This window comes from Halomonas sp. AOP5-B2-8 (genome assembly GCF_052376475.1).
Classification (GTDB): Bacteria; Pseudomonadota; Gammaproteobacteria; order Pseudomonadales; family Halomonadaceae; genus Vreelandella; species Vreelandella casei.
In genome coordinates, this window is the sequence record NZ_JBQSVS010000001.1 from 236,845 (window position 1) to 256,035 (window position 19,191).

The following is a 19,191-nucleotide window of genomic DNA, read 5'->3' on the forward strand; positions in this document are numbered from 1 at the left end:
TAATCATGGCACATGCCACTTATGCATTAGGCTATGGGTACAACCTAGCCGTCGCGCCGCTGCAGCAATACCCCGCATTCACAGTGATATGTAAAAGGGAATTGATCAAACAGCGCAAAGCGCTCAATCCGATGGGTTTTGGTCAGTATGGTCAAGTTTTCCGCCAACGTAGCGGGGTTACATGAAATATAGACGATCTGAGCATATTCACTGAGCTGTTCACAGCTTTGCTCATCTAAGCCTGCACGCGGTGGGTCGACCAGAACGGTGGAAAAATCGTAGTCCTCCAGGGCCATTTCCGCCACGCGCCGTCCGGCTTTCTCGCCTTTAAGCGCCAGTGAAAACTCCTCCGCTGACATCCGCGCAATATGAGCGTTGGTCACGCCGTTGGCATCTAAATTGACGTTGGCACTAGCCACCGACGTGCGGGAAATTTCGGTGGCCAGCACCCGCCGAAAGTTATCCGCCAAGGCAATAGTAAAATTGCCGTTACCGCAGTAAAGCTCCACTAAATCGTTCTGGGCGCCTTCCTGCTGTTTGCCTGTCACTTCTCGCGCCCAGCTGAGCATTTTCTGGCAAATATGTGCATTGGGTTGGGTGAAGCTATTTTCGACCTGCTGATAGTGCAACGTGCGGCCATCTACCTCCAGACGCTCCCAGACATGGTCGCGCGTTAAGACAATACGCTGCTTACGTGAGCGGCCAATAATCATGATGCCCAGCGCTGCTTCTAAGGCGCGCGCCTCTTGCTCCCACTCGTCCCCTAGCGGCCGATGGTAAACCAGCGTTACCAGCGCCTCGCCCGACAAGGTGGTTAAAAACTCGACCTGAAAAAGGCGACGACGCAGCTCATCTGATTGAAGGCATGCTTCACGCAGCTGTGGCATGAGCTGGTTGATGCGCGTACTGGCAACGGCATATTGGTCAAGCCGAACGACACGCTTATTTTTTGGATTTGCAGCATCCACCTCAAACATGGCGTAAAAAAGATCGTCATCTTCATGCCAAATACGAAACTCACAGCGCTGGCGATAGCAGCCAGGCGGTGACTCAAATACTTCTAACGCTGGCGGCTGGAAAGCGGCAAACGTAGTTTCCAGATAGTCGCGTTTAGCGGCTAGCTGCTCAGCATAACGTTCAGGTTCTACAACGGGGATAGCCAAGGCTGCTCCTCATGGATTTAATCAGTTCAATAACAGTGATGGGGGTTAGCGTCGTTCGGCATTAGTCTTAATCAGCCATGCCTTTTAGCAGTTGGGGCGCTTTAAACCCATAGCGCGCAAAACCCGCGGTCAGGTTAGCGGCGGGTGCGGTGGTAAAGCAGCGGCCATCGTGATGCCTGCTCGTGAGCGGATCAACGACTTGCGCGACCCGCCGAGCAATAGCATCGCCGGAGTCAATCCAATACAGCGGCATCGGGGCAAGCTGCGTCAGCCACGGCTTCAGTAGCGGAAAATGGGTGCACCCCAGCACCACGGTGTCTAGCGCCGGCTGCGTTGAAGGCGTAGGCAACACGGCCTGCCACAGCGGGGCCAGCGCCGCCTGCATACGAGCAACGCTGGGCGCCCCACCGGCCAAGTACGCTTCTGCTTCGATCACCAGCGCGTCGGCAGCAACCCGCGTAATAACACAATCGCTGGCAAAACTATCAATCAAGCGCTGGGTGTAGGGGCGCCCCACCGTTGCTTTAGTGGCTAGCAGCCCAATATGGCGTGTCTGACTCATCGCGGCGGCAGGCTTAATGGCGGGCACCGTTCCCACCACGGGGATGGTCAGCTGCTCGCGCAAAGTCTCCAACGCTAAGGTGCTTGCAGTATTGCAAGCTACCACCAGCACGCTGGGCTGGCAGGCGCCAACGGCGGCCTGGCACACCGCCACAATGCGCTCAGCCAGCGCAACGTCATCGCGCAAGCCATAGGGTAGCCACGCATTGTCACAGGCATAGCACATAGCGACATCAGGATAGTGTTGGCGTAGCGACTGCGCCACTGACAGGCCGCCGACGCCGGAATCAAAAATTAATACAGGGGCTTGCATGACTCTCTCTGCATGACGTTTTACTCATGGCGCTCTTTGCATAGCTCTGCTGACGCTGATTTTTTTTCAGCGCCGAGAAAAGTTATCGCTGAGTCTTGCGCAGCATAAAAACGGGGCCGCTAGTTTAGCATGCCCCGCGAGTGAGATTATCGGCTGGCGTTAAGAAGAAAAGAGTAATCGCTGGGCTATACTTCGGGCACGTCGGCACCGCGCAACTCTGCGTAAAGTTCAGGATAGGCTTCCTGCAACCGCTCAAGCTCCTGCTCAGCGCCTTCGGGCAATGCTTGTCGCAGCTCTTCCATATCTTCTGGGCTGAAGTGTTCGTCAATCAACGGGAATAACCCCTCGCGCTCATGGCGCAGATAGGCACGATGCGCTTCTAAATAGTCCTTTAGATCCTCGGCAAAGCGATCCATGGGGAGCACATTGTCCATCAGAATCATATCGATATCGTTGGATAGACGCTGTAAACGTGGCTTTAACTCTCGATAATCAATCGCCATTTGTTCGGTAAGCGCAAGATGCTCTGGGGCTTGCGTCTGAAGCCGTTCAACGCAGACGCGCTCAAGCGGGGCGGCAAAGCCATCCATGTAAGATAAAATGTAATCAACGACTTCGCGCATTAACTTGAAGTTGGGGCGCTCACCCAGTGCTAGCGTTTTTTGCTTGAGCTGCAGCACGTGGAGCAATCTCGCCATGTTGGCATGATCTAGACGCAGTTGGTTTAACATCGAACTGTCTCCTTTATTGAGTCATGCCTGCCATCGCACCTTGCGGGGTGACGACATGCGATCATGAGCGCGCCTTCACCAGCGCGCCATTATTAAACGTAAAGCTACTAAAACACATAGCCCCTAATGCGGACACATAACAACTTGCGAGGGCTATCACCAATTATTATCAATAACGACTATCAACCACAATGCCCTTCAGGCGCTATCCTAGCAAGTGTATATTGCGAGTAGAATATGCCAAAGGTAGCCTGCTAAGCCGTGGTTTACCATCGACATTCGCTGGCACTTTGTTATTCAACGCCTCGATTCTCTGCCTACATAAACAACGGACATTGACATGGATCTGTTTAATAGCGCCCACGCCGCGCCTGCCGAGGATGCTCCGCTGGCCTTTCGTATGCGTCCACGTCATTTGGATGATTACGTTGGCCAGCCAGCGCTGGTAGGGCCAGGCAAACCCTTACGCCGCATGGCGGAGTCAGGCATAGTGCGCTCGATGATTCTCTGGGGCCCGCCAGGCGTTGGCAAAACGACGCTTGCTGAACTGTTGGCCAGAGCCTCCCAAGCCCATCTTGAGCATCTCAGCGCGGTAATGGCGGGAGTCAAAGAGATTCGTGCGGTCGTTGATCGCGCCCAGCAAATGTCTTCGACGGTGATTCTTTTTTTAGATGAGATTCATCGTCTCAACAAGAGCCAACAAGACGCCCTGCTGCCTCACGTCGAGTCGGGCCTGTTGACACTGATTGGTGCGACTACCGAAAACCCATCGTTTGAAGTCAATTCTGCGCTGCTCTCGCGCGCGCGGGTTTATGTGCTCAAATCACTGACTCAAGAAGAGCTGATCACGGTGATGCACCAGGCGCTTAACGACGCTGAGCGCGGCCTTGGAAAGCGCACTATTCAGGTCAATGACGATGTTCTCATCGCCCTCGCACACGCAAGCGCCGGTGATGCACGCAGAGCATTGGGACTATTAGAAACGGCCTGCGATTTCACCCGTCTAGAAGCGGGGGCAGAGGTACTGCACAAAGACGTACTCGCCGATGTCATTGGCCATCAGGCAAGCGCGTTCGATAAGCAGGGCGACGCCTATTATGATCTGCTGTCAGCGATTCATAAATCGATCCGCTCTTCACGCCCCGATGCCGCACTGCTGTATATGGCGCGCTTCATGCAGGGCGGCGGCGACCCGCTCGACGTGGTACGCCGGCTGACTGCCATTGCGTCCGAGGATGTCGGCAATGCCGACCCACGCGCCCTGCCGCTCGTGATTGCCGCCTGGGATGCTTACCTGCGCCTGGGTGATTATGAGGGCCAGCGGGCGATTGCCCATGCGGCGATTCACCTGGCAGTCGCCCCTAAAAGTAACCGCATCGACCGCGCCTGGAATGAGGCCAAGCAGTATGTGCGCCAACAGCCGCAGGTTGAGGTACCCACGTATTTGCGCAACGCCCCGACCAAGCTGATGGAGCAGCTGGGCCATGGTGAAGGATACCGTTACGCGCACAATGAGCCCGACGGCTACCCGGCGGGCACCGCGCACAGCTGCTGGCCCGCAGAGCTGCCTAAAGCAACCTTCTTTAAACCTAGTTTACTGGGTCAGGAGAAACGTTTTGGCGAGATAATGGCATGGCGTGAAAGCCTTGACCAAGAAGCCGACAAGGCGCCCTAGGGCGCCTTGTCGGTGGGATCTATTCTACTGCTAACTCATCTACTGCTAACTGGTCTGCTACTAACTTATAGCTCCTCACGAATGACGTCGGTGCCTTCAGGAATATCAAAGTCGAACTGGCTCCGATCGATATTGCCATTATTGGTGATATCGCTAAAGGTAATCGAGGTGCGCTGCCCGGTGCTATCCATCATCCACAGCTCGGTTAACGTATCGGCATCGAACACCATGCTTAGTTCTTCAAACAGCGTATCGGCAGAAATCGGCACAAGGGTAAACACATCGTCGCCGTCGTCCTGCTCGTAAAATACTTCATAGCTTTCAGTTAGGTCGCTGACGCTGCCCGATAACAGTAAAGCAGGCGTGTGCGTGACGCGATCATCCATCGCCTGAATCGTCACCTGCTCAAGGTCAGGATCATACAAATACACATCATCACCGTCTGAAACAACGATCTGAGAGTATGGCGCATCCACTTCCCAACGCAGCAAACCTGGACGAGAAAGCCACATCTCACCGCGCGCGCTCTGCAGGCGGTCACCGCTACCATCTAAAATCTGCTGTTCAAAAGAGGCTTGATAGCTTTCTAGCGGCTCTAGGCGCTCGGTCAGGCGCTCTGCTGCATCGTCCGCCAATACTGGCGCAGCGAACGTTAAACCCAAGGCGCTAGCCGCAAATGCCAGCGATGAATGTCGTCGTGTTTGGGTATCGCGCATATGATCTCCCTAGGCAACCGTTGCCGGATCTTCGTTGCCAAATAATAGTTCGTAAGGCTGACTTAATTGCCCGTGTGTGATTAAGACGTGAAAAACGCCGCCGGGTTTCACCAGCGACGCAATTTTCACGCTTATTGCATAATGATGAATAACACCAAACGATTAGTGACCTACCGGCGGCGGTGCGAGAACATCGCGTGCACCGTTAGACCCCATCGCCGTTACCACACCTGCGCTTTCCATCGCATCAACCAAACGAGCAGCCCGGTTATAGCCAATTTTAAAGCGACGCTGAACGGCAGAAATAGATGCCTTGCGCGTTTCGGTAACAAACTGCACGGCCTCATCATAAAGCGCATCCTGCTCCGCATCGTCACCGTCTACGCCATCGGCTTCAAGGCCAGTTAACGCATCCGCCGTGACGCCGCCCGAGAGAATTTCCTCGATATATTGAGGCGCGCCACGGCGCTTCCAGTCATCCACGACACGGTGCACTTCATCATCATCAACGAAGGCACCATGAATGCGATTAGGCGGCCCTGACCCGGCGGGTAAATAAAGCATATCGCCGTGACCCAGCAGGCTTTCAGCACCGCCCTGGTCAAGAATGGTGCGCGAATCAATTCTTGATGAAACCTGAAAAGCCATCCGTGAGGGAATGTTGGCTTTAATCAGGCCGGTGACCACGTCAACCGAGGGGCGCTGAGTCGCCAAAATCAAATGGATACCGGCGGCACGCGCTTTTTGCGCAAGCCGTGCAATCAGCTCTTCGACCTTTTTACCGACGATCATAAACATATCGGCAAATTCGTCGATCACCACGACGATGTAGGGCAGTTTCTCTAACACGGGATGCGGCTGATGAATCTCCCACGGCTGCGGTTCCCACAGCGGGTCTGCAACCTGGGCTCCGGCACGTTCAGCTTCATCTAAACGACCGTTAAAGCCGGCGATATTACGCACGCCCATGGCCGCCATAAGCTTATAGCGGCGTTCCATTTCAGCGACACACCAGCGCAGGCTGTTGGCAGCTTCTTTCATGTCCGTAACGACCGGCGCCAGCAAATGAGGAATGCCGTCATATACCGACAGTTCGAGCATTTTGGGGTCAACCATGATCAGCTTTAGCTCGCTGGGTTTAGCTTTCAGCAGCATCGAGATCAGCATGGCATTGACACCCACTGACTTACCCGAGCCTGTGGTACCGGCAACCAGTAAGTGCGGCATCTTGCCAAGGTTAGCGACCACCGGGCTGCCGCCAATATCTTGGCCTAATGCCATTGTCAGCGGCGAGGTCTCTTGCTGGTAACGGTCTGAGTCAATAACTTCTCGCAGCCGAATCATGGCGCGATTGGGGTTGGGTATTTCAATACCCACCGTCGGGCGCCCCGGTATAACCTCGACAACGCGTACGCTTTTCACCATCAGCGAGCGCGCCAAATCTTTGGCAAGGTTACTGATTTTCGACACTTTCACGCCGGCCGCAGGCTTAATTTCAAAGCGTGTGATGACCGGCCCCGGCCACGTATCAACGACTTCAGCCTTAACCCCATACTCACGCAGCCGTACTTCAAGCAGCTCCGCCATATCGGTTAATTGCTCTTCGGTATAGTTGGGCTGGTGAGGCTCTGCCGGCGTGAGCAGCTGGAAACTGGGCACATCGCCCTCTGGCTCGTCCATGGTTTCAAACGCCGGACGCTGACTTTGCAAATGCTCCACAGTCCATAGCGTGGGGCCTTCATCCGTCTCCGGCGCACTTTCTTCAGGAGCAAAGGTGGGCTCCCGACGCATAGTGGGGGGCTGGGGTTGTACAGGCTGTACCGGCGGCACTGCTGACGTAGATGATGCAGGCTGCATAGAGGCAGCGGGCGGTGTGAGCGGCATTGGCGCCTCTTCCAGCTCATCATCCATATCTTCATCGTCCCAAACAGGCTCAGGCACGACCTCAGCAACACGCTCAAAAGCAGGCGTCCGCTCGGGCACGATGGCAGCAGCACGCTCAGGGGCGGGCGTGGGTTCTGATACTGACACACGCTGTTCAGGCTCGCTGACAGGCGGTTCCACCGAAGCGCGGCTCGGCTCAACACGCGGAGTCTCGATTGGCTGCTTTTCGACGGGCGCTTCATCATTCACAAAGTAGCTGGTCGTCGCAGGCATCGATGACGCGTCTTGACGCGACGCCCGCAGCGGGAAGGCGGCGGCTGTGTTCGAAGGCTCGTCTACTGCTGGTTTATCTATCTCTGGCTCTTCTACTGCTGGCTCATCGACCACAGGTTCAGCGGCTGAAGGCTCATCACTATCAGATATCTGGAACGTAGGTTCTGCAGCACGGGGTTTCACAGGTGCGAAAGCATTTTCGCGCGGCGCACTCGGCGTCGTGGCGTCAGCCATGGGTTCTGCAGGCGCTGGAGCACTTGATTGAACAGGCACATGTTTATTGCTCGATAAAGAAGCGGCTTCCCAAGGAATCGAGGTATCGGTGGTATTCCCGATGGAGGGGCTGGCACCAGGTGTCTCATCAGCCGTTGGCTCATACGCCGAGAAGGCGGTCGAGAAGCCCGGCTCGCGCCGCTCACGGCCAGCAGGTGCTTTTACCGCGGGCTTGGTAGCCACTGCTTCTACCTCGGCAGGCGGTGGTGTCTCTGTACGCGCTTGAGGCTTGGGCGCGGGGGCCGGTTTAGCCGCCGCGCGCTGAGCTGCGCGCATACGCCGCGCCTGTCGACGGGCCGAGAACCAGCCGCCCAAGCGGCAGATTCGCTTACCAAGCTCATCGGCAACCTGCAGCCATGACATGCCACTAAACAGCGGAAAACCGCTTAAAATCAGCGCTGCGGCAATTAAACCAACGCCACCACTGCCCACCAGCGGTTTCAGTGCAGCCACAAAGCCTTCACCTAAAATACCGCCTGAGGCGTAGGGCAACATGCTATTAGGATGATAAAAATGCAGCGCTCCCAGCATGGTGGTGCCAAACATCAGCAGGACCAAGCCGCCCGCATGCACCGCAATAGCCACCGGGTCGAGTTCAAAGCGTACCTGACGTGAGCGAATCAACCACCAGGCGGCAAAACCAAACATACCCGGCCACCACAGCGCACTAGCGCCCAGCAGCGAGTAGAGCACATCGGCTAACCACGCACCGACTTGTCCCATCCAGTTACGAATATCCGTTTCTGGCCCCTGATACGACCAGCCAGGGTCAGACGGCTGATAACTAAACAGTGCTAATAATAAGAAAACACATAGCGCAAGCAGTACTACCACCACGCATTCGCGCACTGAGCCCTGTAGGCGCAGCCCAAAACGTCGAGCTTTATCTTTCGCGGCATTAACACGCGCAGAAGAAGCTGACGATGGCGTTTGACGCGCGTTACGCTGCGTTCGCTTGCTTGCTGCTTTATTCACTTTCAAGCGACTCTCCCTTTACACCTCAATGGCGTCTTTAATCCACTTGCGAGTTTGCATCATACCGAGCATCCTTCCCCCGTCACAGAGGCGCTAGCTATGCGACCAGTAAAAACTAAGCGATCAGTCAAACTAAGCGCCCAGTACAAATACGCCGCTCAAGCGCGTTGTAACAGGAGCAAGTAATGCTACCCTGGCTTTCCTCGCCACTTCCTACATTTCCATCTACTGATACAGCGTTGGACTCCCCCAACGGCCTGCTGGCGGCCGGGGGTGAACTCTCCCCTGCTTGGCTCATAGAAGCCTATCGACGCGGCATTTTTCCGTGGTTCAGCGACGACGATCCTATTCTATGGTGGAGCCCAGACCCGCGCATGATACTCCTACCGGAGCAATTTAAGCAGCGCCGAAGTCTTACTAAACGATTACGCCATGGTGGCTTTCATGTCACCGTGGATCAACACTTTGAGCAAGTTATTCAAGCCTGCGCGGCCCCACGCGATGAAGAGGCCGGCACTTGGATCACGGACGAAATGCGCGACGCCTATAACTTGCTTCATTTTCAAGGCATTGCACATAGCATTGAAGTCCATCAAGACGAAAAACTCGTCGGTGGCCTATACGGCATTGCTATGGGCCCCGTCTTTTTTGGCGAGTCGATGTTTTCCCGCGCCCCCGATGCCTCAAAAGTGGCTCTGGCACATTTGGCTAAAGCGATGCGCGACCACGGCGGACGCCTAATCGATTGCCAAATGCACACACCCCACTTGGCAAGCCTGGGCGCTATTACAGTCGCTCGCGCGTCATTCATCAACTATCTTAAAAACTGGCTGCCCGATGACGCGTTTACGCAAGCATCATCCTCCGCTGAAGCACCGATAGTTCCATCATCACCTTGGCTTCACGCACTTGGCGCCGAGAATAACGCATATTGACGAACTCATACTGTTTCAACGATTTATTTTCGAAAAGGAGGCAAACCGTGAGCAGTAACACTCCGCCCCGCCCGGTGCGGGATTTGCGCTTCTTCCTTACCGTGCCTCATGCCTGTAGCTACCTACCGGGCAAAGAAGCGACCACGCTATTTCTCGACCCGCAGGAGTCACCGGTACCGGGTGTATATGACTCGCTGGCGCTGCTAGGTTTTCGGCGCAGCGGGCGCCACCTCTACCGCCCCCACTGCGAAGGATGTAACGCATGTCGCTCGGTGCGCATTCCCATTGAGCAGTTTGCCGCCAATCGCACTCAGCGCAAGATCTGGCATCGCAATGCCGACATTAGCGTGCGCGTGGCACCGGCCCGCTATTCGGCTCAACATTACACGCTTTACGCTGACTACATTCGTCAGCGCCACGCTGACGGCGATATGTATCCGCCCAGTCGTGAGCAGTACCGCACCTTTTTAACGCTTGAGGAGCCCTACGCCCATCTTATGGAGATGTATCTGGGCAAAGAGCTGGTCGGCGTGGCGGCATTTGATCAGTTAGAGCACGGCCTCTCAGCGATTTATACCTTCTTTGCCGTTAGCGATACGCTAGACAAGCGCTCGCTGGGAACATTCGCTATTCTTCAGCTAATTGAACTCAGCCGAGAAAAAGCGCTGCCGCACCTGTATTTAGGGTATTGGATCGAAGAGTGCCGTAAGATGCGCTACAAGCAGGCTTTTGCACCGCTAGAAATGCTCGACGGGCGCCATTGGCGACAGTTAATTCGTTAAACACGTCAGCTTTTTTGCCTTGGCGGCGGGCTTGCGGCACAATATAGCGCTGATTCTTGAGTGCTCACACAGAAGCACTCAAGTGCTGATGTATTGTTACCTGATTAATTCGTACATGAAGAACCTGTACATTACTAACTCATAAGTGGGGAAATGCCTATATGGCACGCGAAGATCATATTGAAATGGAAGGCGTTATCGTCGATACCCTTCCGAACACCATGTTTCGTGTTGAGCTGGAAAACGGTCACGTTGTTACTGCTCACATCTCTGGAAAAATGCGCAAAAACTACATCCGCATTTTGACCGGCGATAAAGTAAAAGTAGAGCTAACGCCTTACGATCTCTCCAAAGGCCGTATCGTTTACCGTTCGCGCTAAGTCGCTGTCGCTAGCGTTTGATAGCTGACCGCGTTCGGCGGTAACGATTCCTGCGCCGTTCACTGTAAACGACAACGCCCCGTCAGTGACAGGGCGCTGTGCTTTTACGCATACACATTGATGATTGGCTAGGCGGACTTAGCGCCCTTTTCAGGGCGCATCAGCCATTTCAATCTCGGTGGAAATATGCAATTCGCCATCTTCCAAGCTGACGTGAACAATTCCGCCGCTCTCTGCCAACTCGCCAAACAGAATCATCTCGGCTAATGGTTTCTTCAGCTTCTCTTGAATGAGACGCGCCATCGGGCGTGCGCCCATATCAGGATCGTAGCCTTTATCCGCCAACCAATCCCTCGCCGTGTCGTCCACATCCATCTGCACGCGCTTCTCATCCAACTGTGCCTGCAGTTCGATCAAGAACTTATCGACCACGTTACGCACCACGGAAACGGGCAGCGCATGGAACTGGATAATGCCATCTAAACGATTGCGGAACTCGGGAGAGAACGTGCGCCGAATAACTTCCATGGCATCGGTCGAGTGATCCTGATGCTGGAAACCAATCGAACGACGCGAGGCCTGCTCGGCCCCTGCGTTAGACGTCATGATCAGAATAACGTGGCGGAAGTCAGCCTGACGTCCGTTGTTATCGGTCAAGCGGCCATGATCCATAACCTGCAGCAACAGATTAAAGACTTCCGGGTGCGCTTTCTCAATCTCATCTAACAGCAGTACGCAGTGCGGCTGCTTGGTCACGGCTTCGGTTAACAAACCGCCTTGGTCATAGCCCACATAACCAGGAGGCGCACCAATCAACCGCGATACGGTATGGCGCTCCATGTACTCGGACATATCAAAGCGCACCAGCTCAATGCCCATAATATGTGCAAGCTGTTTGGCCACTTCGGTCTTACCAACGCCTGTCGGCCCTGCAAACAGGAAGCTACCCACGGGCTTGTCAGGTGATTTTAAACCGGCTCGCGAGAGCTTAATGGCCGCAGAAAGGCTATCAATCGCCTCATCCTGGCCGAAAACCAACATTTTCAAATCACGATCCAGCTTTTCAAGCTGCTTGCGGTCTGAGCTTGAAACACTCTTCGGCGGAATGCGCGCAATTGAAGCAACCACGGCTTCCACTTGCTCAACGTCGATCGTTTTAGCACGCACTTCTGGCGGCAGCAGCCGCTGATGAGCACCCGCCTCATCAATAACATCAATCGCTTTATCAGGCAGGTAGCGATCGTTGATATAGCGGTCTGCCAGGCGCGCCGCACTTTCCAGCGCCGCGTCGGTGTACTTCAATTCATGGTGTTCTTCAAAGCGCGACCGTAGCCCTTTAAGGATTTTGATAGTGTCATCTACCGATGGCGCCATTACATCCACTTTTTGGAAGCGCCGCGCCAGAGCACGATCTTTCTCAAAGATGCCACGGAATTCTTGGAACGTCGTCGAGCCAATGCAGCGCAGCTCGCCGGAAGAAAGCAGCGGCTTGAGCAGGTTCGATGCATCCATCACGCCACCGGAGGCAGCGCCAGCACCGATAACCGTGTGAATCTCATCAATGAACAGCACGGCGTTGGGTTGCTTGCGAAGCTCGCTCAGCAGACTTTTGAGACGTTTCTCAAAATCGCCGCGGTATTTGGTGCCCGCGAGCAGAGCGCCCATGTCCAATGAGTAAACAACGGCATCGGCAATAACATCGGGCACGTCTTCTTCAACGATACGCTTCGCCAAGCCTTCTGCGATCGCCGTTTTCCCCACGCCCGCCTCGCCTACCAGCAGCGGGTTATTCTTACGCCGGCGCGCCAAAATCTGCACGACGCGCTCAAGCTCATGGTCACGACCAATCAGCGGGTCAATTTTGCCTAGCCGCGCCTGTTCGTTAAGGTTGGTGGCATAGCCATGGAGTGGGTGTGACGCACCTTCGCTACCGCCCTCTTCCACATCATCGTTTTCCGAAGAAGGAGAAGGCGAAGGGCCGTGGCCAGCAACTTTTGAAATTCCGTGCGCGATGTAATTCACCGCATCGACACGAGCAACGCTTTGCTGCTTAAGGAAGTATACCGCCTGACTTTCTTGCTCAGAGAAGATCGCTACCAGCACGTTAGCGCCCGTCACTTCGCTTTTACCCGATGACTGAACATGGAAAACGGAGCGCTGTAAAACACGTTGGAAACCGAGCGTAGGCTGGGTTTCGCGATCACCCTGCCCTTCAGGAATAAGCGGCGTGGTCGAGTTAATAAAATCCTGCAGATCGGAGCGCAGCTTGTCGAGATTAGCTCCGCAAGCCTTCAGTACGTCAACCGCGGAGGCATTATCCAGCAACGCGAGCAGCAGGTGCTCAACGGTCATAAACTCATGGCGTTTAGAGCGCGCCACGGTAAAGGCCGTGTTCAGGGTCATTTCAAGTTCTTTGCTCAGCATGGCAGTCCCCTTTTCGCTACTTCCTAGGGTATGTCGCCACCTAGGGCTTGCGTCGGATCAGTGTAATCGACCAGTACTCTCAACATCGGGTACAAATGGCACGGTTGCAAGCCTCACCGCCAATTTTTTCTCACGCTTTTTAACTGGCGGCCTCAATATCACTTATCAACGGGTGCTCACACTCCCGGGCGTACTCGTTTACCTGATAGCTTTTGGTTTCAGCTATATCACGAGTAAACACGCCACAGGTGCCCTTTCCTTGGGTATGTACCGCGAGCATGACTTGAACGGCCGTCTCGCTATCCATGTTGAAAAAATCTTGCAGCACTTCAATAACGAACTCCATCGGTGTGTAGTCGTCGTTATGAAGCACCACTTTATAAAGCGGCGGCTGCGCCAGCGCGGGTTCCGCTGACTGAACCGCTATATCACCGTCTTCATCAGGCATATTTGGCCGCGATGCGCCCGCTTTCACGGAGAAAGAGGCCAAGCATGGGCTTTCTAAGTTGGACATAAGCAGCACAATGAGTTGTCTCGACGCTGACCGATGGAAGAACCTGAGGAATATTAATAATACTTCTCAGACGCTGCCGACCAGCAAGGGTTCATGAAAAATTAAAATATCACAGGGTGTAACAGAGGGTGCAATGCAAAAACCCCCGTCCGCCAAGCGGACGGGGGTTCACAGGCTAAATTAAAGCGTAAAATTAGCCCTTAGCGACCATGGCTAACGCTTCATTTAGCGTTTTGCTGGGGCGCATCACTTGCTCAGTCAATGCGTGGTCAGGGTGGTAGTAGCCACGGATATCGGCAGGCTGGCCCTGAACACTGTTCAGCTCATCCAAAATAGCAGTTTCTTTAGACGTCAGTGCTGCTGCCAAACGGCCAAAGAGCTCTTTTAGCTCAGCGTCGTCATTCTGCTCAGCCAGCGCCTGTGCCCAATAAAGCGCCAGGTAGAAGTGACTGCCACGGTTGTCGAGCTCACCCACCTTACGTGAAGGCGATTTATTGCTGTCCAGGAATTGACCGTTAGCTTGATCAAGCGCTTTCGCCAATACGGTTGCACGAGCGTTATCGAAGGTGCTGCCCAGATGTTCCAAAGACGCGGCCAAGGCCAAGAACTCGCCCAGTGAATCCCAGCGCAAATGGTTTTCTTCGAGAAGCTGCTGCACATGCTTAGGTGCAGAACCACCCGCGCCTGTCTCAAACAAGCCGCCGCCGTTCATTAGCGGTACGATCGAAAGCATCTTCGCGCTGGTGCCCAGCTCCATAATCGGGAACAGGTCGGTCAGGTAGTCACGCAATACGTTACCGGTGACGGAGATAGTGTCTTCGCCTTTACGGATGCGCGCCAGAGAGAAGCTCATCGCCTCTTCCGGCGTCATGATACGAATGTCCAGGCCATCGGTATCATGATCTTTCAAGTAGCTTTCTACTTTCTTGATCAACTGAGCATCGTGGGCACGCTGGGCATCCAGCCAGAAAATAGCGGGCGTGCCGCTTTCGCGGGCGCGGTTAACGGCCAGTTTGACCCAATCGCGCACAGGCGCATCTTTGGTTTGGCACATACGCCAGATATCGCCCTGCTCAACGCTGTGCTCAAGCACTACGTTGCCGCTGGAATCGGTGACACGCACCGTGCCGTCTACGGCGATTTGGAACGTTTTATCGTGAGAACCGTACTCTTCGGCTTTTTGCGCCATCAGACCTACGTTAGGCACGCTACCCATAGTGGTCGGGTCAAACGCGCCATGCTGCTTGCAGTCTTCAATCACGCTCTGATAGATACCGGCATAGCAGCGATCAGGAATCACCGCTTTCACGTCGTGAAGCTGGTCATCGGCGCCCCACATTTTACCGGAGTCGCGAATCATCGCAGGCATCGACGCATCGATAATCACATCGCTAGGCACGTGCAGGTTGGTGATACCTTTATGCGAGTTCACCATGGCCAAGCGTGGACGCTCGGCATAAAGCGCCTGGATCTCATCCTGAATTTGCGTCTGACGCTCTTCAGGCAGCGTTTTAATTGCTGAATACAGGTCGCCGATACCGTTATTGGGATCAAAACCGGCCTGTTTGAGAACGTCCGCGTGCTTGCTCAGCACGTCCTGATAGAACTCAGTTACCACCATGCCGAACATGATGGGATCAGAGACCTTCATCATGGTCGCTTTAAGGTGTAGCGAGAACAGCACATCTTTCGCTTTTGCGTCCGCGACTTCTTCGGCCACAAAGCGACGCAGCGCGTTGCGGCTCATGACGGCACCGTCAACAACTTCACCGGCAAGCACGGCTGTTTTCTGCTTGAGTACCGTCGTGGTGCCATCTTTTGCCACTAGCTCGATCTTAAGATCGCTGGCTTGCTCAATTAGCGCTGACTTTTCGCTGCCATAAAAGTCGCCATCACGCATGTGAGAAACGTGGGACTTAGAGTCGCTGCTCCACTCACCCATGCGGTGCGGGTATTTACGGGCATAGTTTTTAACTGACAGCGGCGCACGGCGATCAGAGTTACCTTCACGCAGCACGGGGTTAACGGCGCTACCTTTGGTTTTGTCGTAACGCGTTTGAATATCTTTGTCTTCATCACTCTGCGGCGCTTCCGGGTAATCAGGAAGCTTATAGCCCTGCTGCTGTAGCTCTTTGATAACGGCCTTCAACTGCGGCAAAGACGCGCTGATGTTAGGCAGTTTAATAATGTTAGCTTCAGGGGTCTTGGTCAGCTCGCCAAGTTCCGCCAGATGATCGTCGATCTGCTGCTCGTCACTCAGGTAATCAGGAAACTGAGAGATAATCCGCGCGGCCAGGGAGATATCGCGCGTCTCTACTTTGATGCCCGCAGAATCGGTAAAAGCATCGATAATCGGCAGCAGGGAGTGAGTCGCAAGCGCTGGGGCTTCGTCGGTGAGCGTGTAGATGATCTTCGGCGTTTTGGTCATTTTTGCGTTAACCTCTCTTGTCACTACGATTGCAAGAAATCTTGAGCGGAGCGCGCGCTTAATGATGGGCGCCCCAGCAAGTAGCCGGAGTATACCAGCGCTGCACTTTTTACGCATGAGTGATACACCAAGACGCCAGGGCAGCGAATCAAGAAATGGATAAAGAGATGTCATGAGCAACCTCTATTTATTGCACAAGCCTTTTCAAGTATTGAGCCAGTTTAGCGACCGCGAAGGACGCCAAACATTGGCACAATATATTGATGTGAAAGACATTTACCCGGCTGGGCGGCTGGATTACGACTCCGAAGGATTGCTGCTGCTCAGCAGCGATGGCGAACTCATCCACCGCATCTCGCACCCGCGCCACAAACAGCCTAAAACTTACTGGGCTCAGGTTGAGGGGCAAATAGACGATGCTGCTCTTAAAGCGCTACGTCAGGGCATCACGCTTAAAGATGGCCCTACTCAGCCTGCCAAGGCACGCCGTATTGAGCCCCCAACGACCACGCCTCGCCAGCCGGCCATTGACCCCAAACGCCATCCGTCGACCAGTTGGCTGGAACTCATCATTAGCGAAGGCCGTAACCGCCAAGTGCGGCGCATGACCGCTCACGTCGGCTTTCCGACGCTGCGCCTAATTCGCTCGGCGATTGGCCCCTGGCGGCTAGGCGACCTTGCCCCCGGCGAGTGGCGTAAAGAAACGCTACACGCGCCCCGCCCAGCCAATTCGCCTCAGCGAAAACGCGTACAGCCCGCTGCAAAGCGTCGAAAACCAACGTGAGTGCAATTCACAGTACAGCGGCCTGCGTGATTCAGCGCGGCGAGCATTTCTTGATGGTGGAAGAACAGCGTGGCGGCCCCGCCAGCGTTTTTAATCAGCCTGCTGGGCATATCGAAGCCGGCGAAGGCCCCATCGCGGCTATTTTGCGAGAAGTGCAGGAAGAGACGGCCTGGCAGGTATCGCTCACCGGCTACCTGGGGCTCTACGTTTTTCATGCCGATGGCGGGCAAACGTTTCACAGCCACGGCTTTACGGCCGAGCCACTTGATAAGCTCGACCTCGCCCTAGACCCTGACATTATCGCCGCTCACTGGCTGACGCTTGAGCAAATACGTGCGCTAGACCAGCAGCAACGACTGCGTAGCCCGCTAGTGCTGCAGCGTATTGAGGACGCTTTAAGCGGGTGCTGTTATCCGCTGGCAGTGATTCGTGAGTGAAGCACTCAAAGCCCTTCCCCATCGTGTATAATCGCCGCCCAATTGCAGCTCATTATTTACCTACGCCTATTTTTGTTGCACACCACTGCTCCTGAAGGATACCTATGTCATTTAAAACCGGGTCATCCACTGATTCCACAGCGTCGGCGCTGCCCGAGTCTGAGCCAGCCACTCGCGGCAAAGTCATTGTTGGCATGTCCGGCGGCGTCGACTCTTCTGTTTCGGCCGTTCTCCTCATGCAGCAAGGCTATGAGGTGGAAGGCTTGTTTATGAAAAACTGGGATGAGGACGACGGCACCGATTACTGCACGGCTAAAGAGGATCTTGCTGACGCTGAGGCGGTGTGCGAAAAGCTGGGTATTAAGCTGCATACCGCGAATTTTGCGGCCGAGTACTGGGATAACGTATTTGAGCACTTTTTAGCCGAGTACAAAGCAGGCCGCACGCCCAATCCTGACATTCTGTGCAACCGAGAAATCAAGTTTAAGGTGTTTCTTGAGTACGCCGAAATGCTGGGGGCCGACAAAATCGCCACCGGCCACTATGTGCGCGAAGCGCAGCGCAACGGCCGTCCTCGCTTGCTAAAAGGCCTGGATGGCAACAAAGATCAAAGCTACTTTCTACATGCGGTGCCAGAAGCCGCCATTGCGCGCACGCTGTTTCCCGTTGGGGAACTTGAAAAGCCCGCAGTGCGCGCTATCGCTGAACAGCACGGCCTGATTACCGCCAAGAAAAAAGACTCCACCGGCATCTGCTTTATCGGCGAGCGTCGCTTTCGCGATTTTCTGCAGCAGTATCTTCCCGCGCAGCCCGGTCGCATAGAAACGCCGGAAGGTGATGTGATTGGCGAGCACATGGGGCTGATGTACTACACCCTTGGTCAGCGCCAGGGGCTAGGTATTGGCGGGCTTGCCAACTACTCGGAAGAACCCTGGTACGTGGCGGCTAAAGATTTGGAGCGCAACGTACTGATCGCGGTGCAGGGCAAGCATCATTCTTTGCTCTCCTCTGATTCGCTAGCTACCGAGGCCATGGACTGGGTGGCGGGCGAGCCGCCGGTTCAACAAGGCCGTTTTACCGCCAAAACGCGCTATCGGCAAAGTGACTGTGGCTGTGAAATGCGCGTTCTACCCAGCGGCGGCGTCGAGGTTACCTTCGATGACCCGCAATGGGCGGTAACGCCAGGCCAGTCCCTGGTGCTTTATGATGGCGATATCTGTTTAGGCGGTGGCGTTATTTGCGCTATCTGGAAAAAAGACGCGGAGGTTGCGGCATGAATTCCACTACGCCGATTCATCGTGCGCCCGACTCTCCCGCCGTGCGCCAAGCGCTAGCCCTGGCGGGCGTATTTCAAGCCGCCAGCCTGGTGGACGAACTTGCTCGCACCGGCCAGGTCGACACGCGCGCCTGGGACACGCTCATTGAAGCCACTGTGGATACTAACCCACCGAGCTTCGAAGCCATTTATGGCGGGCATCCCAACAATCTTCGCCGTGGCCTGGAAACCTTAGAAGCCTTGGTGGGCCGCAAACAGGCCAACCCTGTGGTGCTGCGCTACGGTTTTTCACTGCTAATGCTGATGAATAAGCTGCGCACCAATAACGCGATGATGGATTCGCTCGGCCAAAAATTAACGCGCATTCAGGGGCAGGCCGAGCACTTCGGCTCTACCCATGAAAACGTCGTTGCCAGCCTAGGCGAAGCGTATCAAGAGACGCTCTCGACCTTTAAAACCCGCATTGTGGTGCAGGGCGACCCGTCGCTGCTGCAAAGCCGCATGATGCCCGAACGCGTACGCGCCTGCTTAATGGGCGGCATCCGTTTTGGGCTATTATGGCATCAGCAAGGCGGGCGGCGCTGGAAGCTTGTGTTCCAACGCAAGGCGCTGCGCCGCGCGTTGGACAGTCTCAGCTAGGCTGCTGATGCCATTAGCTAACCTGTTT

General features: G+C 54.9%; 16 protein-coding genes. 8 read left to right on the top strand and 8 right to left on the bottom strand.

The window, feature by feature from the left end; translation table 11 throughout:
- Window positions 1–44 precede the first annotated feature (44 nt).
- The 3 genes from trmA to ACT3RP_RS01050 all read right to left on the bottom strand — a co-directional run bounded on the left by trmA (window position 45) and on the right by ACT3RP_RS01050 (window position 2,768).
- Window positions 45–1,163 carry a tRNA (uridine(54)-C5)-methyltransferase TrmA gene (gene trmA, locus ACT3RP_RS01040; RefSeq protein WP_483393063.1) on the bottom strand — a complete coding sequence of 373 codons (1,119 nt, stop codon included), beginning with the start codon at window positions 1,161–1,163 and terminating at the stop codon, window positions 45–47.
- Between the two features lie 67 nt (window positions 1,164–1,230).
- Window positions 1,231–2,037: a glutamate racemase gene (gene murI / locus ACT3RP_RS01045; protein ID WP_444624667.1), complete on the bottom strand. Its 807-nt coding sequence runs from the start codon at window positions 2,035–2,037 to the stop codon at window positions 1,231–1,233.
- A gap of 185 nt (window positions 2,038–2,222) precedes the next feature.
- On the bottom strand, window positions 2,223–2,768 hold the full coding sequence (locus tag ACT3RP_RS01050) for a hemerythrin domain-containing protein (protein ID WP_096281367.1): 546 nt from the start codon (window positions 2,766–2,768) through the stop codon (window positions 2,223–2,225).
- A 340-nt stretch (window positions 2,769–3,108) separates the two neighbouring features.
- Here ACT3RP_RS01050 and ACT3RP_RS01055 point away from each other — a divergent pair, with 340 nt between their 5' ends.
- Window positions 3,109–4,443 carry a replication-associated recombination protein A gene (locus ACT3RP_RS01055; protein ID WP_096281369.1) on the top strand — a complete coding sequence of 445 codons (1,335 nt, stop codon included), beginning with the start codon at window positions 3,109–3,111 and terminating at the stop codon, window positions 4,441–4,443.
- A gap of 65 nt (window positions 4,444–4,508) precedes the next feature.
- On the opposite strand, the gene lolA is transcribed toward ACT3RP_RS01055, so the two are convergent.
- Window positions 4,509–5,159 carry an outer membrane lipoprotein periplasmic chaperone LolA gene (lolA, locus tag ACT3RP_RS01060; RefSeq protein ID WP_096281371.1) on the bottom strand — a complete coding sequence of 217 codons (651 nt, stop codon included), beginning with the start codon at window positions 5,157–5,159 and terminating at the stop codon, window positions 4,509–4,511.
- Window positions 5,160–5,321: 162 nt separating this feature from the next.
- The gene (locus ACT3RP_RS01065) at window positions 5,322–8,570 is read right to left on the bottom strand and encodes a DNA translocase FtsK (protein ID WP_441686179.1); all 3,249 of its coding nucleotides are present in this window, start codon (window positions 8,568–8,570) and stop codon (window positions 5,322–5,324) included.
- Window positions 8,571–8,749: 179 nt separating this feature from the next.
- Here ACT3RP_RS01065 and aat point away from each other — a divergent pair, with 179 nt between their 5' ends.
- From aat to infA, 3 genes are all read left to right on the top strand, one after another.
- Window positions 8,750–9,499 carry a leucyl/phenylalanyl-tRNA--protein transferase gene (aat, locus tag ACT3RP_RS01070; RefSeq protein WP_096281375.1) on the top strand — a complete coding sequence of 250 codons (750 nt, stop codon included), beginning with the start codon at window positions 8,750–8,752 and terminating at the stop codon, window positions 9,497–9,499.
- 47 nt (window positions 9,500–9,546) lie between these two features.
- The gene (locus ACT3RP_RS01075; protein ID WP_441686182.1) at window positions 9,547–10,281 is read left to right on the top strand and encodes an arginyltransferase; all 735 of its coding nucleotides are present in this window, start codon (window positions 9,547–9,549) and stop codon (window positions 10,279–10,281) included.
- 161 nt (window positions 10,282–10,442) lie between these two features.
- A complete protein-coding gene (gene infA, locus ACT3RP_RS01080; protein ID WP_007111068.1) occupies window positions 10,443–10,661 on the top strand; it encodes a translation initiation factor IF-1 in 219 nt (72 codons plus the stop codon).
- A gap of 150 nt (window positions 10,662–10,811) precedes the next feature.
- On the opposite strand, the gene clpA is transcribed toward infA, so the two are convergent.
- The 3 genes from clpA to ACT3RP_RS01095 form a co-directional block, all read right to left on the bottom strand.
- Window positions 10,812–13,085: an ATP-dependent Clp protease ATP-binding subunit ClpA gene (gene clpA, locus ACT3RP_RS01085; RefSeq protein WP_096281379.1), complete on the bottom strand. Its 2,274-nt coding sequence runs from the start codon at window positions 13,083–13,085 to the stop codon at window positions 10,812–10,814.
- Between the two features lie 139 nt (window positions 13,086–13,224).
- On the bottom strand, window positions 13,225–13,533 hold the full coding sequence (gene clpS / locus ACT3RP_RS01090; protein WP_441685615.1) for an ATP-dependent Clp protease adapter ClpS: 309 nt from the start codon (window positions 13,531–13,533) through the stop codon (window positions 13,225–13,227).
- 259 nt (window positions 13,534–13,792) lie between these two features.
- Window positions 13,793–16,027, bottom strand: a complete 2,235-nt coding sequence (locus ACT3RP_RS01095; protein WP_441685611.1) for an NADP-dependent isocitrate dehydrogenase — start codon at window positions 16,025–16,027, stop codon at window positions 13,793–13,795.
- 172 nt (window positions 16,028–16,199) lie between these two features.
- On the opposite strand from ACT3RP_RS01095, the gene ACT3RP_RS01100 reads away from it, so the two are divergent.
- The 4 genes from ACT3RP_RS01100 (at window position 16,200) to hflD (ending at window position 19,163) form a co-directional block, all read left to right on the top strand.
- The gene (locus ACT3RP_RS01100; RefSeq protein WP_427046963.1) at window positions 16,200–16,811 is read left to right on the top strand and encodes a pseudouridine synthase; all 612 of its coding nucleotides are present in this window, start codon (window positions 16,200–16,202) and stop codon (window positions 16,809–16,811) included.
- Window positions 16,808–17,248: an NUDIX hydrolase gene (locus ACT3RP_RS01105; protein ID WP_096281386.1), complete on the top strand. Its 441-nt coding sequence runs from the start codon at window positions 16,808–16,810 to the stop codon at window positions 17,246–17,248. The genes ACT3RP_RS01100 and ACT3RP_RS01105 overlap by 4 nt, the downstream gene beginning before the upstream one ends.
- A gap of 104 nt (window positions 17,249–17,352) precedes the next feature.
- A complete protein-coding gene (gene mnmA, locus ACT3RP_RS01110) occupies window positions 17,353–18,525 on the top strand; it encodes a tRNA 2-thiouridine(34) synthase MnmA (RefSeq protein ID WP_441685606.1) in 1,173 nt (390 codons plus the stop codon).
- A complete protein-coding gene (gene hflD, locus ACT3RP_RS01115) occupies window positions 18,522–19,163 on the top strand; it encodes a high frequency lysogenization protein HflD (RefSeq protein WP_427046960.1) in 642 nt (213 codons plus the stop codon). The genes mnmA and hflD overlap by 4 nt, the downstream gene beginning before the upstream one ends.
- Window positions 19,164–19,191: the final 28 nt, after the last annotated feature.

Excerpts from the sequence above, each read along its gene's own strand:
- murI (WP_444624667.1), bottom strand. The coding sequence starts at position 2,037 with ATGCAAGCCCCTGTATTAATTTTTGATTCCGGCGTCGGCGGCCTGTCA.
- ACT3RP_RS01050 (WP_096281367.1), bottom strand. The coding sequence starts at position 2,768 with ATGTTAAACCAACTGCGTCTAGATCATGCCAACATGGCGAGATTGCTC.
- ACT3RP_RS01055 (WP_096281369.1), top strand. The coding sequence starts at position 3,109 with ATGGATCTGTTTAATAGCGCCCACGCCGCGCCTGCCGAGGATGCTCCG.
- lolA (WP_096281371.1), bottom strand. The coding sequence starts at position 5,159 with ATGCGCGATACCCAAACACGACGACATTCATCGCTGGCATTTGCGGCT.
- aat (WP_096281375.1), top strand. The coding sequence starts at position 8,750 with ATGCTACCCTGGCTTTCCTCGCCACTTCCTACATTTCCATCTACTGAT.
- infA (WP_007111068.1), top strand. The coding sequence starts at position 10,443 with ATGGCACGCGAAGATCATATTGAAATGGAAGGCGTTATCGTCGATACC.
- clpA (WP_096281379.1), bottom strand. The coding sequence starts at position 13,085 with ATGCTGAGCAAAGAACTTGAAATGACCCTGAACACGGCCTTTACCGTG.
- clpS (WP_441685615.1), bottom strand. The coding sequence starts at position 13,533 with ATGCCTGATGAAGACGGTGATATAGCGGTTCAGTCAGCGGAACCCGCG.
- ACT3RP_RS01095 (WP_441685611.1), bottom strand. The coding sequence starts at position 16,027 with ATGACCAAAACGCCGAAGATCATCTACACGCTCACCGACGAAGCCCCA.
- ACT3RP_RS01100 (WP_427046963.1), top strand. The coding sequence starts at position 16,200 with ATGAGCAACCTCTATTTATTGCACAAGCCTTTTCAAGTATTGAGCCAG.
- mnmA (WP_441685606.1), top strand. The coding sequence starts at position 17,353 with ATGTCATTTAAAACCGGGTCATCCACTGATTCCACAGCGTCGGCGCTG.
- hflD (WP_427046960.1), top strand. The coding sequence starts at position 18,522 with ATGAATTCCACTACGCCGATTCATCGTGCGCCCGACTCTCCCGCCGTG.